Genomic DNA, 15,431 nt, shown 5'->3' with positions numbered 1-15,431 from the left:
CCCTGGCGCTGGCCTCCCCTGTGGCTGGGCCACGGGAGGCGCGGACCCGGTGGGCAACTCCTTTGCGGGAGCGCCGCGTGGTGACTCGGGCGGCATACGGCGACGGCTGTTGAGTTGTGTGGTGCTGCATCACTGAAGATGCGGGTGTGCCGTATGCGGGGCCTGACGGAAGCAAGACTCTGCCGGAAGGCGACGCCGGTAAGCAATTCTCCGCCGCGTGGGAAAGCTCACACGCCGTTCACGCCAGGAGTTTTACGGAAACTTGAGCGCAGCAGGACGCCGCCCGGCTAAGATCCTGCGTTCTGCCGGACGGCGCCAACTGCCTTATCCCTCTTACAGGATCAAAGGTGCACGTCCTCCAGCATTTCGGTCACCAGCGCCGCGATCTGCGACCGCTCCGAGCGAGTGAGGGTGACATGGGCGAAGAGCGGATGGCCCTTCAACTTCTCGACGACGGCGACCACTCCGTCGTACCGGCCGACCCGCAGGTTGTCGCGCTGAGCGACGTCGTGGGTCAGCACCACGCGTGAATTCGCCCCGATCCGGGACAGAACGGTCAACAGGACGTTCCGTTCCAGCGACTGGGCCTCGTCCACGATCACGAACGCGTCGTGCAGCGAGCGGCCCCGGATGTGCGTGAGCGGCAGCACTTCCAGCATGCCGCGCCCCAGCACTTCCTCGATCACCTCGCGGCCCGCCACGGCCGACAGCGTGTCGAAGACCGCCTGCGCCCAGGGGCTCATCTTCTCGGACTCGGAACCCGGCAGGTAGCCGAGCTCCTGGCCGCCGACCGCGTACAGCGGCCGGAAGACCATCACCTTCTTGTGCTGCCGGCGCTCCAGCACGGCCTCCAGGCCCGCGCAGAGCGCCAGCGCCGACTTCCCGGTGCCCGCCCGGCCGCCCATCGAGACGATCCCGACGTCCGGGTCGAGCAGCAGGTCCAGCGCTATCCGCTGCTCGGCGCTGCGCCCGTGGATGCCGAACGCCTCCCGGTCGCCCCGTACGAGTCTGACCGTCCCCTCGGCGGTGACCCGGCCCAGCGCCTTGCCGCGCTCGGACTGGATGACCAGACCCGTGTGCACGGGCAGGTCGGCGGCGGCCGGTTCGTAGACCGACTCCTCGGTGTAGAGCAGGTCCACCTGCTCGGCCGAGAGGGACAGTTCCGCCATCCCGGTCCAGCCGGAGTCGGTGATGGCGAGCTCGGCGCGGTACTCCTCGGCGAGCAGGCCGACCGAGGACGCCTTGATCCTCAGCGGCAGGTCTTTCGACACGACTGTGACGTCGAACCCCTCGGCCTGGAGGTTGCGTGCCACCGCCAGGATCCTCGAGTCGTTGTCCCCCAATCGATAGCCGGCCGGAAGCACGCCGGGATCGGAGTGGTTGAGCTCGACACGTACCGTTCCGCCCAGGTCGCCCACGGGGATGGGGGCGTCGAGGCGTCCGTACCGCACGCGGCAGTCGTCGAGCAGACGCAGGGCCTGCCGGGCGAAGTAGCCGAGTTCCGGATGGTGCCTCTTGGCCTCCAACTCCGTGACCACGACGATCGGGAGCACGACCTCGTGCTCGTCGAACCGGGTCATGGCTTTCGGGTCGGCCAGCAGGACGCTGGTGTCGAGAACGTAAGTGCGCCTGTCGGGCATGCGGCGCTTTGTACTGGTCACCACGGAAGGACGTACCCCCTCGGATGAGGTCGGGTGCGACGGCGTCGCGAGCGGTGGAACCGGACTCGGCCACGATGCGCGGGCCGAACTCCGGCCCTCCGCTTCGTCCACACTCAGCGCGTGGTCGTCCTGGTGCAACGGGCCTCCCGGGCGAGCGGACTTGCCGCTCACTGAGATACGGCGCCCGTGGACCGGACGTCGACCTGGAAGGGGTATTCCCTGGAACGCGCGTGACCATGCCATGGCATATGACACGTCGTGAACCGGGAACCTTCCCGGGCGGCCGGTGAGCTCGCGAGGCGGTCGGGGCGGGGCCCGCGTCAGGACGCGTAACGCCGGTGGCGGGCGGGGCAGGGCCCCGCGTCAGGATCCGTAACGCCGGTGGCGGGCCGCGTAGTCGCGCAGCGCGCGCAGGAAGTCGACCTTGCGGAAGGCGGGCCAGAAGACTTCGCAGAAGTAGTACTCCGAGTGGGCGCTCTGCCAGAGCATGAAGCCCGAGAGCCGCTGCTCGCCACTCGTACGGATCACCAGGTCCGGGTCCGGCTGGCCGCGCGTGTAGAGGTGTTCCGAGATGCGCTCGACGTCGACGAGTTCGGCGACCTCCTCAAGCGAGGTGCCCTTCTGCGCGTGCTCCAGCAGGAGCGAGCGGACCGCGTCGGCGATCTCCTGGCGGCCGCCGTAGCCCACGGCGACGTTGACGAGTATCCCCTCGTTGCCGGCCGTGGCCTGCTCGGCCTCCTTCAGTACGGACTGGGTACGGGCGGGCAGCACGTCCAGCGTGCCGACGTGGTGCACGCGCCAGCGGCCATCGGCGGCGAGATCGCGCACCGCACCCTCGATGATGCCCAGCAGCGGCGTCAGCTCCGCCTCCGCGCGGTCCAGGTTCTCGGTCGAGAGCATCCAGAGCGTGACGACCTCGACGTCGGTCTCCGCGCACCAGCCGAGCAGTTCCTGGATCTTGCTCGCGCCCGCCTTGTGGCCCTGCTCGGTGGTGCCGCCGGAGGCCTTGGCCCAGCGCCGGTTGCCGTCGAGGATCACACCGATGTGCTTGGGCACCTGGTCGTGATCGAGGCGGCCTTCCACCCGGCGTGCGTAGAGCCTGTACACCAGGTCGCGCAGGTTCACTGGGTCTCACCTCATGGCGTCGTGCGGGTTCGGTACGTCCCTGGGACCGATCCGGCACGCGCGGCTTTCCCAGCCGGTCGCGTGCGGTCCCGAAGCGGCCACACTACTGCGCGGGCGTCTCGGCGGCCCAACCCGGCCTGTCACAAGTCCGTGATAGGAGAGGAATGTGACTGATTCCCCTTTGTACCTCGCCGCCGGTGACCGCTACGACTCCATGGAGTACCGGCGCACCGGCCGCAGCGGGCTCAAACTGCCCGCCGTCTCGCTCGGCCTCTGGCACAACTTCGGCGACGACCGGGCTCTGGACGCCCAGCGCGCGATCCTGCGCCGCGCGTTCGACCTCGGCGTGACGCACTTCGACCTGGCGAACAACTACGGCCCGCCGGCCGGCTCCGCCGAGCTGAACTTCGGGAAGATCTTCGCGCAGGACTTCACCCCGTACCGGGACGAGCTGATCATCTCCACGAAGGCCGGCTACCTCATGCACCCCGGCCCGTACGGCGAGTGGGGCTCGCGCAAGTACCTGCTGTCCTCGCTGGACGCCTCGCTGACCCGGATGGGCCTCGACCACGTCGACATCTTCTACTCCCACCGCTTCGACCCCGAGACCCCGCTCGAGGAGACGATGGGCGCGCTGGCCACCGCGGTGCGCCAGGGCAAGGCGCTGTACGCCGGCGTCTCGTCGTACAACGCCGAGCAGACGGCCGAGGCGGCCGGGCTGCTGCGGGAGATGGGCGTGCCGGCGCTGATCCACCAGCCGTCGTACTCGATGATCAACCGCTGGACGGAGGACGACGGCCTGCTGGACACGCTGGAGGAGGCGGGCATGGGGTGCATCGCCTTCGTGCCGCTCGCGCAGGGCCTGCTCACGGGCAAGTACCTGAACGGCATCCCGGAGGGCTCGCGGGCCACCCAGGGCAAGTCGCTGGATCCCGGCCTGCTGTCGGAGGAGGTCGTACGCCGCCTCAACGGGCTGAACGACATCGCGCGCCGGCGCGGCCAGTCCCTCGCGCAGCTGGCGCTGTCCTGGGTACTGCGCGACCCGCGCATGACATCGGCGCTGATCGGCGCGTCGAGCGTGGCGCAGCTGGAGGAGAACGTCGCGGCACTGGGCGGACCCGCGCTGTCCGACGAGGAGCTGAAGGAGATCGACACCTTCGCGGTCGACACGGCCGGCACGAACATCTGGGCCGGGCGGGGCTGACGGTGCGGAAGTGAGCCCGGGGGCGCGAAGGCACCGGCGCCACAGGTGTGACGGCACAAAAAACGGGCCGGTCCGTGGGGGGGATACGGACCGGCCCGAGGGGGGGTTTCCACCATAACCCTTCGTAAAGGGTGCTCGCGCCCTCGCCGCTCCGAAAGTCATCCGTGATTTTTTCCAGCGGTGCCGCAGGCGGCCCCGGAGCCCAGTCGGCACTAAGGAAAATACGCTTCTGCGGCCCCTCTTCCGTCCCCCCGAAGAGCTAACCGGGCGAGGGGAGCGGACTTGACGCTCCGCTTACGCGACGACGTCGCGCCGCTTGGCGGCGAGGATCTGCTCCATGTGCCGGGTGGCCCAGGCGCCGAGCGGTCCCAGAGCCGTGTTGAGAGCCTCACCCATCTCGGTGAGCGAGTACTCGACGCGCGGTGGGACCTCCCGGTACACCTCGCGGTGGACGATGCCGTCCGCCTCCAGCTCGCGCAGATGCTGGATCAGCATCTTCTCGCTGACACCGGGCACCTGCCGCTTCAGCTGCCCGAAGCGGAGCGTGCCGCCGTCGTGCAGCGCCCACAGGATCAGGGCCTTCCACTTGCCGCCGACCACGTCCATGGCGGCGTCGAGCCCGCAGACGTACGGCCCGGTGTCCTTGTCCACTGCCAACTCCTCTGGTCCGTAACGGCTTTCACCGCAGTCGACGAAGGTCATCGACTGTACGGGAGCGGCCGTCGGAGCAGGGAGTCGTCCGTTCGCGGAGCGGCGAAGAGCACCCGGGTGCACCGCCGCTGACGGAAAGCCGGTCCGGTCGCGCGACGGGGGGACGTCGGCGGACGGGCCGGTTGCGGCCGCACCGGGAACATCCGGCGCGACCGCGTCCGGGCCGGCGGCTCAGTACCTGAGGGCCGCCGCGATGCCGTGGGCCTCGGCCAGGGACTCGTCCGGTACGAAGACGACCTCGCCGTCCGCCGACAGCACCGTCTCCACCACGGAGTCGATGATGTCCTCCTCCGCACCCGGCATGCTCTCCTCCCCCGGCGCCGGCAGGGTGAGCGTCGCCCGTTCCGCGCCTTCGACCGTCTCCGGCCGGGCGCTCACCCGCAGGCCCTCCTCGACGACGAGCAGCGCCACGCGTCCCTCCCCGGCCGCCTGCCACACGTCCTGCACGCCCGCCGAGTACCGCTTGCCGCTGCGCGCCTCGTCGAGCCCGCGCATCGCCCGCGCCGTGTCGGCCTCGGCGAGGGCCCGGCGGGCCGGGGCCAGCTGGGCGGACATCTCCGCCGGCGTCGTGTTCGTCAGTCCGCCCACTTCGAGCTCGGTGGCGATCGCCTGCCCGTGGTGAGTGATCTCGCGGTAGACCGAGATGTGCTGGCTCAGCCCGACCAGGACGACCGGCAGCGGGCTCGCCTGGAGCACCGCCGTCATTTTGCGGTCGGCCTCCATCAGCATGTTGCGGAAGTCCTGGGTGAGCCACTGGCCACCGTCGCGGCTGGGCGCCTTGTCGCGCTCGGCGCCGGAGGTGATGACCGGGAAGCCGGACACCTGGTCCTCGCTCACCTGCTCACCCTGGCCGCGCCACAACCGCACCTCGCCCGTACTGAGGACGACGACCAGGTACTGCCGCTCCCGCGCCGACAGCGCGACCAGGTTGCGGGTGAGATACGTCGTGTTGATCACGATGCGCTCGGGCACGGATCCCCCGACCAGGAAGCTCCGGTGCTCCTCGGGCGAGGCGTAGACGACCAGTCCGTCACCGAAGTACTCCGGGTCGAGGGCGTCGGCCGCGGCGGACAGCTGCTGCGCCACCGCCGTCGCCTGCACCTTCGACACCTCGGGGTCGTCCGCGAGGCGCTTCTCGGCCTCCGTGAGCATGTTGCGCAGGCGGATGTGGTCCTGCTGGCTCTCCGGCCAGTGCCGGTGCGTGGGCAGTGTGACCGACACCGCCGGATACGGGCGGGGCTTGCGCAGTTCGGCGAGCAGTTCCGGGGTGGGGCGGGTCGGCTGCGTCATTCGGGCACTCCTGGCTGCGGCTGCGGCTGTGGATCGCGGGCAGGCGGCTTACCGTGCCGACTGCCCGTACGTGCTTGCGTGCGTTCATTGCGAGCATTGCCTACATTGCGTGCGTTACACACGTCTCATGGCAACTTCTCACGATTGCGTGGTCGGCGCGCGCGGTCAGACGGCCGAAGCGCCCAGTCCGCCCAGCAGCAGCCCCGCGAGCGCCCCGGTGATCATGAAGGGGCCGAACGGGATCGCGGTCCTGCGCTCGGCGCGCCGCAGGATCACCAGCCCGACGCCGTACACCGAACCGAACAGGAACCCGGCGAACGCCCCCGCGAAGAACACCGGCCATCCGTACCAGCCGAGGGCGGCTCCCAGGGCGAGGGCCAGTTTGACGTCGCCGAAGCCCATGCCGTTGGGGTTGATCAGGAACAGGACGAAGTAGCCGCCGCCGAGGGCGGCGCCGCCGAGCAGCGCGACCGGCCACGATCCGCCGTTCCCCGGCAGCAGCGCGGCCAGCCCGAGCAGCGCGGGGGTCGCCGCCGCGAGCGGCAGCGTCAGGACGTCGGGCAGCCGGTGCACGCGCCGGTCCACCACCGCCAGGAGCACCCCGAACGGCGCCAGCAGCAGCCACACCCCCAGCTCCGGCCGGGCCCCGGTGGCGGCGGCGAGCAGCGCGCACGCGAGGGCGGTGCAGAGGACGGGCAGCACGGCACGCGCGTACGGCGCCGGCCCGGACAGGTGCCGCGGCGCGCCGTCCGCGGTACGCACCGGCACGCCCACCGCCGCCGCGCACCGCGCGCAGCGCGCCGTACCGAGCCAGCCGCGCGCGGGCCCGGCGAGCGGATGCCCGGCCGGACACGCCGCCCGCCACCCCTCTTCCGGCTCGACGGCCAGCCGGTAGGCGGCACGGGGCACGAGCAGTCCGGTGGCGGCGCCCCAGAGGGCGGCGGCCGCGATCAGCATGGCGTACACGACAGGGAGCCTAGGCGGCGGTGGGGTGCGGGGTCATGGGCCCGTGGGCCCAGAGGGGGGTGGGTGCGGGTGGGGCGAGCAGGCGGGTGGTGGGCTGAGGCGGGCACGGGGGTGGGGTCGTGGCGTTACCGTCGGCGTATGGGGCAATGGACGGACGGGGCCGGGACGTTGACTGTGACGGCTGCGGGGGCGGTGGCGGACGGCCGGGGCGGTGCGGGGCCGGTCTCCGTGCCGATCGAGATCGCGGCGTCCCGACGGGCCCGCACACGGGGGCTGCTCGGCCGGGACGGCATCACGGGCGCGATGGTGCTGACCCCGGCGAGCAGCGTGCACACGTTCGGCATGCGTTTCGCGCTCGATGTGGCGTACCTGGACCGCGACTTCCGCGTGCTCACGGTCCGCAGAATGCCCCCGGGCCGCCTGGGCCTCCCCCGCCCACGCGCACGCCACGTACTGGAGGCGGAGGCGGGCGCGCTGGAACGGTGGGGGATACGGCGGGGCTTGCGGCTGATGGTGCGCGCGGCTGGGGCCAGGGGCGGGGGCAGCCGCGGGGAGCTTGGCTGAAGGTGGGCGCTTCCCGCCGGCACCAGGAGACGGCCACTCGGCTGCTCAGCTGCTCAGCTACTCAGGGCCGTACGGCACGTCCTCCGACAGCCTCGGGTCGTAGTACGTGACCTGCCACGCCGCACCCAGTTGCCGGGCCAGCTCGCGTGCGAGCGTCGCGCCGCGTTCGGCGAACGCCGCCTCGTCCCGCGGGGTCGGAAACCCGGACGCCACCGGGTCGTCGCGGTTGAGCGTGGCGTCGTACGCGTCCCCCCAGCGCTCCAGCTCCCCCGCGAGGCCCGCGTCGACCGGCAGCTCGCCCGGGGCGACGTTGTCGCTGATGCCGTCGCTGCCGCGGACCCACACCGGGTGGCAGTCGTAGTCCGCCGCGAGCCGCACCCGACGTACGGCCTCCGGCCTCCGCCCCGTCCCCTCTTCCTTTTCTTCTGCCTCTGCCTCGTCCTCCGGACGTACATCTCCTGCTCGCGCTTCTGCGCTCATACCGTCACCCGTCCCGCTAGCCCACGCTCTTCGGGTTGGCGCCGACGACGAACCCGTTGTTCCCCACCGTCACCGCCACCCTTCGCTTCTGTCCCTTGAACTCGACCTCGTAGATCGGCCGCCCGTCCCCCTTGCCCTGCGTACCCACCTTCTTGCCCTTGGTCGCAGCCTGCATCACGAGGTCGGGAATGTCCTCCCGGGCGATTCCGCTCCGTTCGAAATCATCGGCGTGCTCTTCGAGAATGTGCTTGAGGCCGGCCCGCGAGTTGCCCTCCTCCAGGAACACGATCTTGCCGTCGGGATCGCGCTCGGCCCTGATGACCTTCTCCGGGTCGAACTTGACGCCCGTCTCCTTCATCTCGTCGAGGAGTTCCTTGTCCACGCAGTCGTTGTTGTGGACGAGGACGTTCTGCCCGCCGACCCCGACGTAATACGTGTGGATTCCGGCGACGGTGAGGTCGTGCGTGGTCTGCCGCCGGGTGTGGTGCGAGACCGCCGTGACCGGGAGCGCGCTGCCGTCTGAGGCGCGGAGACTCGCGCCCGGCCTGATGTCACCGGCGTCGGCCCAGCGGGGAGCGCCGTCGCCGGTCAGCCAGAAGGGGTGCGTGTCGGTGGCGGTGACGGCGCGGAGCCCGGCCGGCGTGCGGACGGTCAGGCGGGTGAAGTGCTTGTCGTCGTACGTCGTGATGGTGTGCGTGACCCGGCGGCCGGTCGTCACGCCGCGGACGGGATCGGTCACGGTGACGCGGTCGCCGACGCGTACGGCCTCGATGGGGACGCGGGTCCCGTCGGCGAGCAGTACCGGGGTGCCGGGCAGGAAGCTGTGGGCGCCGGCGCAGGTGATGGGCCTCTTGTCGGGCTGGTCCGGCTTCTGGTCGGGTTTCTTCTCGTCGAGCTTGCGTTGCGCGTCGGCGAGTTCGTCCTGGGCGTCCTTGACGCGCTTGCGGTTCATCACCATGCCGGTGAGGCCGTCGTACAGCTCGTCGCCGTGCTTCTTCAGCTTCCGTACGAGCTCGGCGGCCTTCTTCCACTTCCACGGCGCGCCGTACTTCGCGGCCAGCTTGCCGACGGCTCCGCCAATGAGGCTGGTGAGGACGTTGATGAGCGTTTCGGTGCAGGAACCGGCGTTTCCCGTGGTGACGCAGTCGACGGCGTCGGTGATGCCGAGCTCCTCGGCGAGGATCTTGCCGAGCTCTTTTGCCGCCTGCTCGGCCTTCTCGCGGTCGCTCTGCTCGGCGTTCTTGGCGTCCTGGAGCTCCTTGAGAGCCTTCTCGTACGCGATCTGCTCGGGCGACTTCGTTCCGTCGCCGTCGGCGTCGGCGTCGGTGCCGGTGCCGGTGCCGGTGCCGGTCTCGCGGTTGCCGCTGGTGTCGCCGTTTCCTTGGCCGTCGCCGTTGGTGTCGCCGTCTCCCTGCTCTCCACCGTCTTCGCGCGCCTGCGGATCGCCGCCTCCGCCACCCCCGCAGTCACCACCGCCGGTGACCCGGCAGACCGCCGCGCCGACCTGCTCGGAGATGGTCTGTCCGAGCCCGGTGGCGACGAGCGCACCGATGATGGCGGCGACGACCAGCACCAGTGCCGCGTACTCCAGCGTCGTCTGCCCCGACTGCGCCTTGCGCAGCCCCAACAGGCGCGCGTCAGTGCGTGGTTGACGACGTCGCCTGCGGGGTCGGCCGAAGTGGAGTGCCATGCCGCGACCGTACGGAACACCGTGTTGACGGGCATGGGCCCACGGACCCAACCCGGGCTCAAATCCCGCGGCGTCATGTGTCGTCGAGGCCCTCGGGGTGGTCCAGGCATCAGGGGAGTTTGGCCGCCTGAATGGTGGCGAGGCGGGCGGGGATCTCGGGGGTCTTCCCGTCGATGAGATTGGCCGCGTAGAAGATGACGACCGTCGAGCCGGTGCGTACGAGCTGGAAGACGAGCGGCACGTCGGCGCCCTCAAGGGCTCCGGTCACCTGGTAGGCCAGGGCCTCCTGCCCGGCTTCGGGCGCGGGCAGCGGCTTCACCTCGGTGTAGGTGGAGGGACCGTCGCCGCCGGTGGTCTTGAAGCCGCCGGCACAGGCCCGGACGGCCTTGCTGACGCCACGGAGGACCTGAACGGCGCGCCCCTCGGGATACGAGGTGAGGATCTCGGTGACGACCGTCTGGTCGTCCTGCCCCTCCTCCGACTCGTCCATCAACGTGCGGTGCACGACGGCGGAGGGGGCGGGCTCGGGGGCACCGTTGATGACGTCGGCGAGCGCCTGGCACTCGGGCTGCTCGGCGCGCTCGGTGCCGGTCTGGCCGGCGCCCCGCATCGGCGTAACGGCGAAGTGCGGCACGTCGCCGCTCGCGAGGGCGGCCTTCTTCAACTCACCTGTGCTCAAAGTGGCGCCGGTGCTGGTGACGGGCTTGTCCGTGGCGGTCGTGGGGGTGGCGGTCGTGGGGACGGGCGAGGAGGAAGCAGAGGCGGAGGCGGAGGCGGCTGCTTCTGGCTTCGCCCGGCTGTCCTTGTCGTCCGTACCGGAGGGACCGCCACTGCAGGCCGTCGTGAACGAGAGGACTGCTGTCACTGCGGCTGCGGTGACGACAGACGCGGCTCGACGGGCCGACTGTGGTGACCGGGTCGACGGCGTCGGTTGGGCTGCTCGCGTTGGATGGGCTGATCGCGTTGGGTGGGCTGATCGCGCTGAACGTGCCTTCACGCCTCACTGCTCCCTGGTACCTGCGTACGACCGCTGACGGCTGACCGTCTGCCATGGGCCCGGGGGGCCCGGGCGGCCGACCACTGAGCGCTGACCACTGGCCATACGCACGGTAACAACGGCAGGGCTGACCACGCTTGGGCCCACGGGCCCAAATGGTCACCGCATCCGCCCTGCGCCGCACTGGGGCGTGCTGCTGACGCGCCAGGCCATGGAACGGGGCTGGTCACCGCCCCGTCTCCACCGCGTACTCCGAGAGGACGGCTGGACGCAGATCCGCCGGTGAAGCTGGGCCGAGCCCGGCATGGTGATCGACCGCATGACGCGGTTACGGGCGATCCAACTGGCTCACCCCCGGCTGGTCGCAAGCCGTTGGACGGCGGCATGGCTGCACGAGATCGAACTCCCGTGGACGGTGAACGGCACGACGGTCAGTCGCACGCTTGCGGACCTGTTGAGGTCGAGCCCCGGGAGGAGGCACTGATCACCGTCGAGTCCGCGGTGTCGATTCGTCCACCGGCGGGCGACCCGACGGCGAAGCGTCCGGCGTTCACGCACCTCGGAGCGGTAGCGACCGCCCTGGAGGCCGGGCCTCGGCGTGGCGTACGGAAAGCGCGGGCAACGCTCGCACTCGCGGACCGGCGGAGCGGTTCACCCGCCGAGACTGTCGCCCGTCTGCGCATACACGACGCGCATTTGCATCCTGAGCCGCAGGCGCAGGTGCGGCCGCCGGGCGGCCGACGGCGGACTGTCGACTTCCTGTCCCGGGCGGAGGGTGTCGCAGTGGAGATCGAGGGCTACGCTTACCACGGCGACCGAGCGGCCCATGAGCGAGACGTACGTCGCTTCAACGAACTCACCTTGTGCCGGCCCCTCCACCGGTCACTTCGGTTCACAGCCATGGATGTCTACCGCCGCCCGGACACGATGATCGAGGAAATCCGCAACGCACTGGCATTGGAGAGAGGCGGCGGTGGAGTCACCGGGTGAACCACTCGTTGCTTCCGGGGGGTTTCGGGCCGTCCCCCAGCGCTTGAGTGTCAATGGGCCGGGGCGGGGTGTGCGGGCGGCTGCACAGTTGTCGCTGTCGCTTCTCTTCGCTGGGTGGGATGAAGTCGACATATGACGGAGTTCGACGCCCCTCCAGCCATCACTCGTCCCACGCGTAGCGCTTGTGGTCGTGGTGTGAGCGGTTCATGCGCTCAGCCGGCTGTTGGGTGGCTACGGCGGTGGTTCACATGCCGGTGACCTTGGACACGAAGGCGTCCAAGTTGTCCGTCATACGCGCGAGACGCTCGTGCAGCGTCAGAGTTTCCTCGTACCGTCCGGAACGCAGTTTCGGCTGCCGCTTGCCGCGTACGTACAGGGGGCAGGCCAGGTCCGAGCAGATGTAGATACCGACCGTGTTCCCCTCGCGGCCCTTGGCGCCCGCCAAAGGGGCGACCAGCAAGGTGACACCCGAAGACGCGTGTCCCGTCAGGCAGACCTGACACAGACTGGACTTCACCGCACTGGTGCGGCTCACCGACGGCACCCGCAGCGAGACCCCCACCGGGCCCTCCGCCTGCGGCAGCACGAGATGTGCCCGCAACGGTGCTCCGGGGTCCACCCAGCCGATGAAGTCGAGGTCTTCCCAGGGAAGTTGCGCGAAGTCGAGCGGAAGGCGCAGACGTGCCGCCTCACCCTTGGTGCAGTTCACGAAGGATGAGCGGATCTGTTTCTCGGTGAGTGGTTCCACGGGCGTCGACCCTACGGCCACCCCCACCACCCCGCATCTCAATATCCACACGCCCCGCAAGCCGACAACCGTCGCCGCACCCGTTCCTCGCAAACCAACGGCCGTCGCCGCAGTCGCTGAGACTGGGGCCGCACCACCCCGGGACCGACCGCGCGCCCCACCCGCCCACACACCTGCCAGCCGGCGACGTATGAGCGACCCCTCACCGAGCCTGTCCCGTGGGCTCCCCCGGGGGCGGGCCTCCGACGCCACCCTCCCAAAAGGCGGCCCCCACACCAGAAGCAATCACCGCCCCCGGCCCTACAAAGCCCCCGTGCCTCACCCCACCCCCGCCGCACCCTCACTCCCCCGAGGCCACTCCCCTCAGACCGCCCCGCCCTCAAGCGCGCTTCGGTTCGAAGTGGAGCGCCGTGATGCCGCAGTCGAACGGCCGCGCCGTGACCAGGCGGAGCTGCTGGTAGCCATTCGGGTTGGCGAAGACGGGCATGCCGGCACCGATGGCGGTCGGGTTGACGAACAGGTGCAGTTCGTCAAGCAGCTCTGCTGCGATCAGGTTCGATACGAGCGTGCCGCCTCCGTACGCGATCATGTCGCCGCCCGGCTGCGCCTTCAGCTTGTTCACCGTCTCGGCCAGGTCGCCACCAGCCACGACGGCGTTCTCCCAGGGCGACTCCGTGAGGGTGTTGGAGATGACGACCTTGGGCGTGTTGTTCATCTTGTCGATGGACGCCTGGTCCTCTCCCTCGGGACCGGCCGCCCAGGCCGGGATGAACCCCTCCGCGAGCTTGCGGCCCAGCACGATGCAGTCGACCGGGTCGGTCAACGCATCGATGTAGGCGCTGATGTCGTCCGTCCACGGGAACGTCATCCAGTCCATCTCACCGTTCGGGCCTGCCATGTAGCCGTCGACTGTGGTTTGAACCTGAAGCTTGAACTTGCGCATGGTGCTACCTTTCGGCGTTTCGCTCGGGGTTCGCGCGGGAGGTGGAGGTCGGCTCCGTGCCGCGTGCTGGGCTCTCGGTGCTGTGTGCTTGTGCTGTTTGCTCGTGCTGCGTGCTCGTGCTGCGTGCTCGTGCCTGCGTGCTGCGTTTTCATTGAGACCGCACGGCACACCGGAACTCATCGGCCCGCCCGCTCTTCACGGGAAAAACTTAGCCGCGGTGATCTACGAAAGTGGTCAGTCCGGGCCTCTTGGCCGTACGGCCGTCGCCCGAGGACCGGCCGCGCAGGCGTCGCCCCAGCCAGGGGCCGAGGTGCGCGCCGACCCAGCGCAGTTCGGCTTGCGCCGCCCGCCAGCCGGCAACGGCTGCGTAGGGAGGCAGCGGCTGTGACCACGCGTCGTCCGCGCCGGGAAGTTGTACGGCGTGGGCCGCGGCGGCGGCGAAGCGTTCGTGGCCGAGAGGGCTCAGGTGGAGCCGGTCCGCAGTCCAGAGCCGCGGGTCGGCCGCGAAGGCGTGCTCGGCGATCTCGACGACCACGACCCCGTGGCGGCCGGCCGCCGCGCGAATGCCCGCGTTGAGCGCGTGCACCCGGGAACTCAGTGGCCGGGCCAGCGGCGCGATCTGCCCGATGTCGGGGAAGGTGACCGTCATGACGCGGGCCCCGCCGCGCGTCAGCGCGGCGTACATCACCTCCAGGTGCCCCACCACCTCGGCGGCGTCGAACGTCGGCCGCATCACGTCGTTGACCCCCGCGACCACCGACGCGAGGTCGGGGCGCAGCGCCAGAGCCGGTGCCAGTTGCTCGGCGTGGACCTGACCGGCGAGGCGTCCTCGTATGGCCAGATTGGCGTACTGGAGGCGGGGGTCCGCGGCGGCGAGGTGCTCGGCGAAACGGTCCGCCCAACCCCGCAGGCCGATGGTGTCGTCCCCGTCGCCGAGCCCCTCGGTCTGACTGTCCCCCAGGGCGACGTAACGGACATACGACAGCCCCCGCCGGACTGCCCCAAGCGGCAACTCCGGCTCCTGCTGCCCGTCCGACCCGAAGGACCCGTCCGCCCCAATGGGTCCGCCCGATCCGGACGACCCGCCGGCCCCCAACGACCCGTTAACGCCCAACGACCCGCCAACGCCCAACGGCCCGCCAACACCGGACGACCTGTCTGCCTCCAGCCGCCCGTTCACCCCGTCCGTCCCGTTCGCCCCGTCCACCCCGAGCATCCCGACCCCCACCTGTCGCCCATCCCCCACTTGCCGCCCGTACTGCGCCTGCTCATCGTCGTTCTGCATCAGCACTCGGCCTCTCAGCACTCCGCGTCTCAGCACCACGCGTCTCAGCACTCCGCGTCTCATTGCTCCGCCTCGCGCGCAGGACGGCTGCCACGCGCAGCCCCCACTCCTTGTTCTCCCGCTCCAGTGCCAGGCCGCGCAGGCAGGTGAGGTACGGGCCGATGCTTTCGCCTCGGCGCAGGAATTCCTCTTCGTCCAGCTCGCCGCGCATCTTGCTCAGGACCTTGCCGAACAGCTCGATCTTGGCCTCGGCCAGCGCCGCCCGCTGTTCCAGCTGTTCGATCACCGGGGCGGTGTCGACGCTGTCGGCGGCCTGGACCTTGACCAGCAGGTCGTCGCGGATGAACGAAGCCTTCGGCGTAGCGGCGGCGAACGCTTCGAGCTCGGCGAGACCCGCCTCCGTGACGCGGAACAGGCGCTTGTTCGGCCGTGTCTCCTGCACGACCTGCCGCCCCGCGACCAGGCCCTCCTTCTCCAGCTTCGCCAGCTCGGCGTAGAGCTGCTGGGGCAGGGCGTGCCAGAAGTTGGCGACGCCGATGTCGAACGCCTTGGCCAACTGGTAGCCGCTGTACTCGCCCCGGCCGTCCCCGTCGCTGCCGTCGCCCGCGAGCAGCGCGGCCAGTACGGCATGTCGCAAAGCCATGGATGCGGCCCCTTCCTTTTCGGCGTGCGTACCCACATCATCATAGTCAAGAAAGTGAGTAGTCAGATTGAAGACTATGGGACGTGCAGTCCACGTCCGCCCGTGTACGCGCAGGCCACTACGACGACTGCCGA

Annotated in this window: 14 protein-coding genes; 2 read left to right on the top strand and 12 right to left on the bottom strand. The window is 70.2% G+C overall.

Annotation, left to right across the window (positions count from 1 at the left end; genetic code table 11):
- Positions 1–341: 341 nt before the first annotated feature.
- Positions 342–1,664, bottom strand: a complete 1,323-nt coding sequence (locus tag AC07FK_RS14760) for a PhoH family protein (RefSeq protein WP_479105254.1) — start codon at positions 1,662–1,664, stop codon at positions 342–344.
- 360 nt (positions 1,665–2,024) lie between these two features.
- Complete coding sequence (locus AC07FK_RS14755) at positions 2,025–2,786, bottom strand: isoprenyl transferase (protein WP_479105253.1); 762 nt, start codon at positions 2,784–2,786, stop codon at positions 2,025–2,027.
- 166 nt (positions 2,787–2,952) lie between these two features.
- Between AC07FK_RS14755 and mgrA the strand changes: the two genes are divergently transcribed.
- A complete protein-coding gene (gene mgrA / locus AC07FK_RS14750) occupies positions 2,953–3,990 on the top strand; it encodes an L-glyceraldehyde 3-phosphate reductase (RefSeq protein ID WP_479105252.1) in 1,038 nt (345 codons plus the stop codon).
- Positions 3,991–4,284: 294 nt separating this feature from the next.
- Here the strand turns inward: mgrA and AC07FK_RS14745 are convergent, their stop codons facing one another.
- The 3 genes from AC07FK_RS14745 to AC07FK_RS14735 all read right to left on the bottom strand — a co-directional run bounded on the left by AC07FK_RS14745 (position 4,285) and on the right by AC07FK_RS14735 (position 6,957).
- Positions 4,285–4,596, bottom strand: a complete 312-nt coding sequence (locus tag AC07FK_RS14745; RefSeq protein WP_479105466.1) for a winged helix-turn-helix transcriptional regulator — start codon at positions 4,594–4,596, stop codon at positions 4,285–4,287.
- 276 nt (positions 4,597–4,872) lie between these two features.
- The gene (locus tag AC07FK_RS14740; RefSeq protein ID WP_479105251.1) at positions 4,873–5,991 is read right to left on the bottom strand and encodes a baeRF3 domain-containing protein; all 1,119 of its coding nucleotides are present in this window, start codon (positions 5,989–5,991) and stop codon (positions 4,873–4,875) included.
- 165 nt (positions 5,992–6,156) lie between these two features.
- Positions 6,157–6,957, bottom strand: coding sequence for a prepilin peptidase (locus AC07FK_RS14735; protein WP_479105250.1), 801 nt, complete (start codon positions 6,955–6,957; stop codon positions 6,157–6,159).
- A 138-nt stretch (positions 6,958–7,095) separates the two neighbouring features.
- On the opposite strand from AC07FK_RS14735, the gene AC07FK_RS14730 reads away from it, so the two are divergent.
- The gene (locus AC07FK_RS14730; protein ID WP_479105249.1) at positions 7,096–7,521 is read left to right on the top strand and encodes a DUF192 domain-containing protein; all 426 of its coding nucleotides are present in this window, start codon (positions 7,096–7,098) and stop codon (positions 7,519–7,521) included.
- 57 nt (positions 7,522–7,578) lie between these two features.
- On the opposite strand, the gene AC07FK_RS14725 is transcribed toward AC07FK_RS14730, so the two are convergent.
- From AC07FK_RS14725 to AC07FK_RS14695, 7 genes are all read right to left on the bottom strand, one after another.
- Positions 7,579–8,001, bottom strand: a complete 423-nt coding sequence (locus AC07FK_RS14725; RefSeq protein WP_479105248.1) for a hypothetical protein — start codon at positions 7,999–8,001, stop codon at positions 7,579–7,581.
- Positions 8,002–8,017: 16 nt separating this feature from the next.
- The gene (locus AC07FK_RS14720) at positions 8,018–9,628 is read right to left on the bottom strand and encodes a polymorphic toxin-type HINT domain-containing protein (protein ID WP_479105247.1); all 1,611 of its coding nucleotides are present in this window, start codon (positions 9,626–9,628) and stop codon (positions 8,018–8,020) included.
- A 172-nt stretch (positions 9,629–9,800) separates the two neighbouring features.
- Positions 9,801–10,556, bottom strand: a complete 756-nt coding sequence (locus AC07FK_RS14715) for a hypothetical protein (RefSeq protein WP_479105246.1) — start codon at positions 10,554–10,556, stop codon at positions 9,801–9,803.
- Positions 10,557–11,922: 1,366 nt separating this feature from the next.
- Entirely contained in the window at positions 11,923–12,426 is a 504-nt protein-coding gene (locus AC07FK_RS14710) for an FBP domain-containing protein (RefSeq protein ID WP_479105245.1), read from the bottom strand.
- 379 nt (positions 12,427–12,805) lie between these two features.
- Positions 12,806–13,369, bottom strand: coding sequence for a dihydrofolate reductase family protein (locus tag AC07FK_RS14705; RefSeq protein WP_479105244.1), 564 nt, complete (start codon positions 13,367–13,369; stop codon positions 12,806–12,808).
- Between the two features lie 208 nt (positions 13,370–13,577).
- Complete coding sequence (locus AC07FK_RS14700; protein WP_479105243.1) at positions 13,578–14,381, bottom strand: SGNH/GDSL hydrolase family protein; 804 nt, start codon at positions 14,379–14,381, stop codon at positions 13,578–13,580.
- A 256-nt stretch (positions 14,382–14,637) separates the two neighbouring features.
- Positions 14,638–15,297, bottom strand: a complete 660-nt coding sequence (locus AC07FK_RS14695; protein ID WP_479105242.1) for a PadR family transcriptional regulator — start codon at positions 15,295–15,297, stop codon at positions 14,638–14,640.
- Positions 15,298–15,431 lie beyond the last annotated feature (134 nt).

The sequence above is a fragment of the Streptomyces sp. NPDC046122 genome (assembly GCF_056429965.1).
Note: the sequence above shows the minus strand (reverse complement) of the source record. Positions and strands in the feature narration are given on the sequence as shown.

Coding starts and splice junctions, on each gene's coding strand:
- AC07FK_RS14745 (WP_479105466.1), bottom strand. CDS start 4,596: ATGGACGTGGTCGGCGGCAAGTGGAAGGCCCTGATCCTGTGGGCGCTG.
- AC07FK_RS14740 (WP_479105251.1), bottom strand. CDS start 5,991: ATGACGCAGCCGACCCGCCCCACCCCGGAACTGCTCGCCGAACTGCGC.
- AC07FK_RS14730 (WP_479105249.1), top strand. CDS start 7,096: ATGGGGCAATGGACGGACGGGGCCGGGACGTTGACTGTGACGGCTGCG.
- AC07FK_RS14725 (WP_479105248.1), bottom strand. CDS start 8,001: ATGAGCGCAGAAGCGCGAGCAGGAGATGTACGTCCGGAGGACGAGGCA.
- AC07FK_RS14705 (WP_479105244.1), bottom strand. CDS start 13,369: ATGCGCAAGTTCAAGCTTCAGGTTCAAACCACAGTCGACGGCTACATG.
- AC07FK_RS14695 (WP_479105242.1), bottom strand. CDS start 15,297: ATGGCTTTGCGACATGCCGTACTGGCCGCGCTGCTCGCGGGCGACGGC.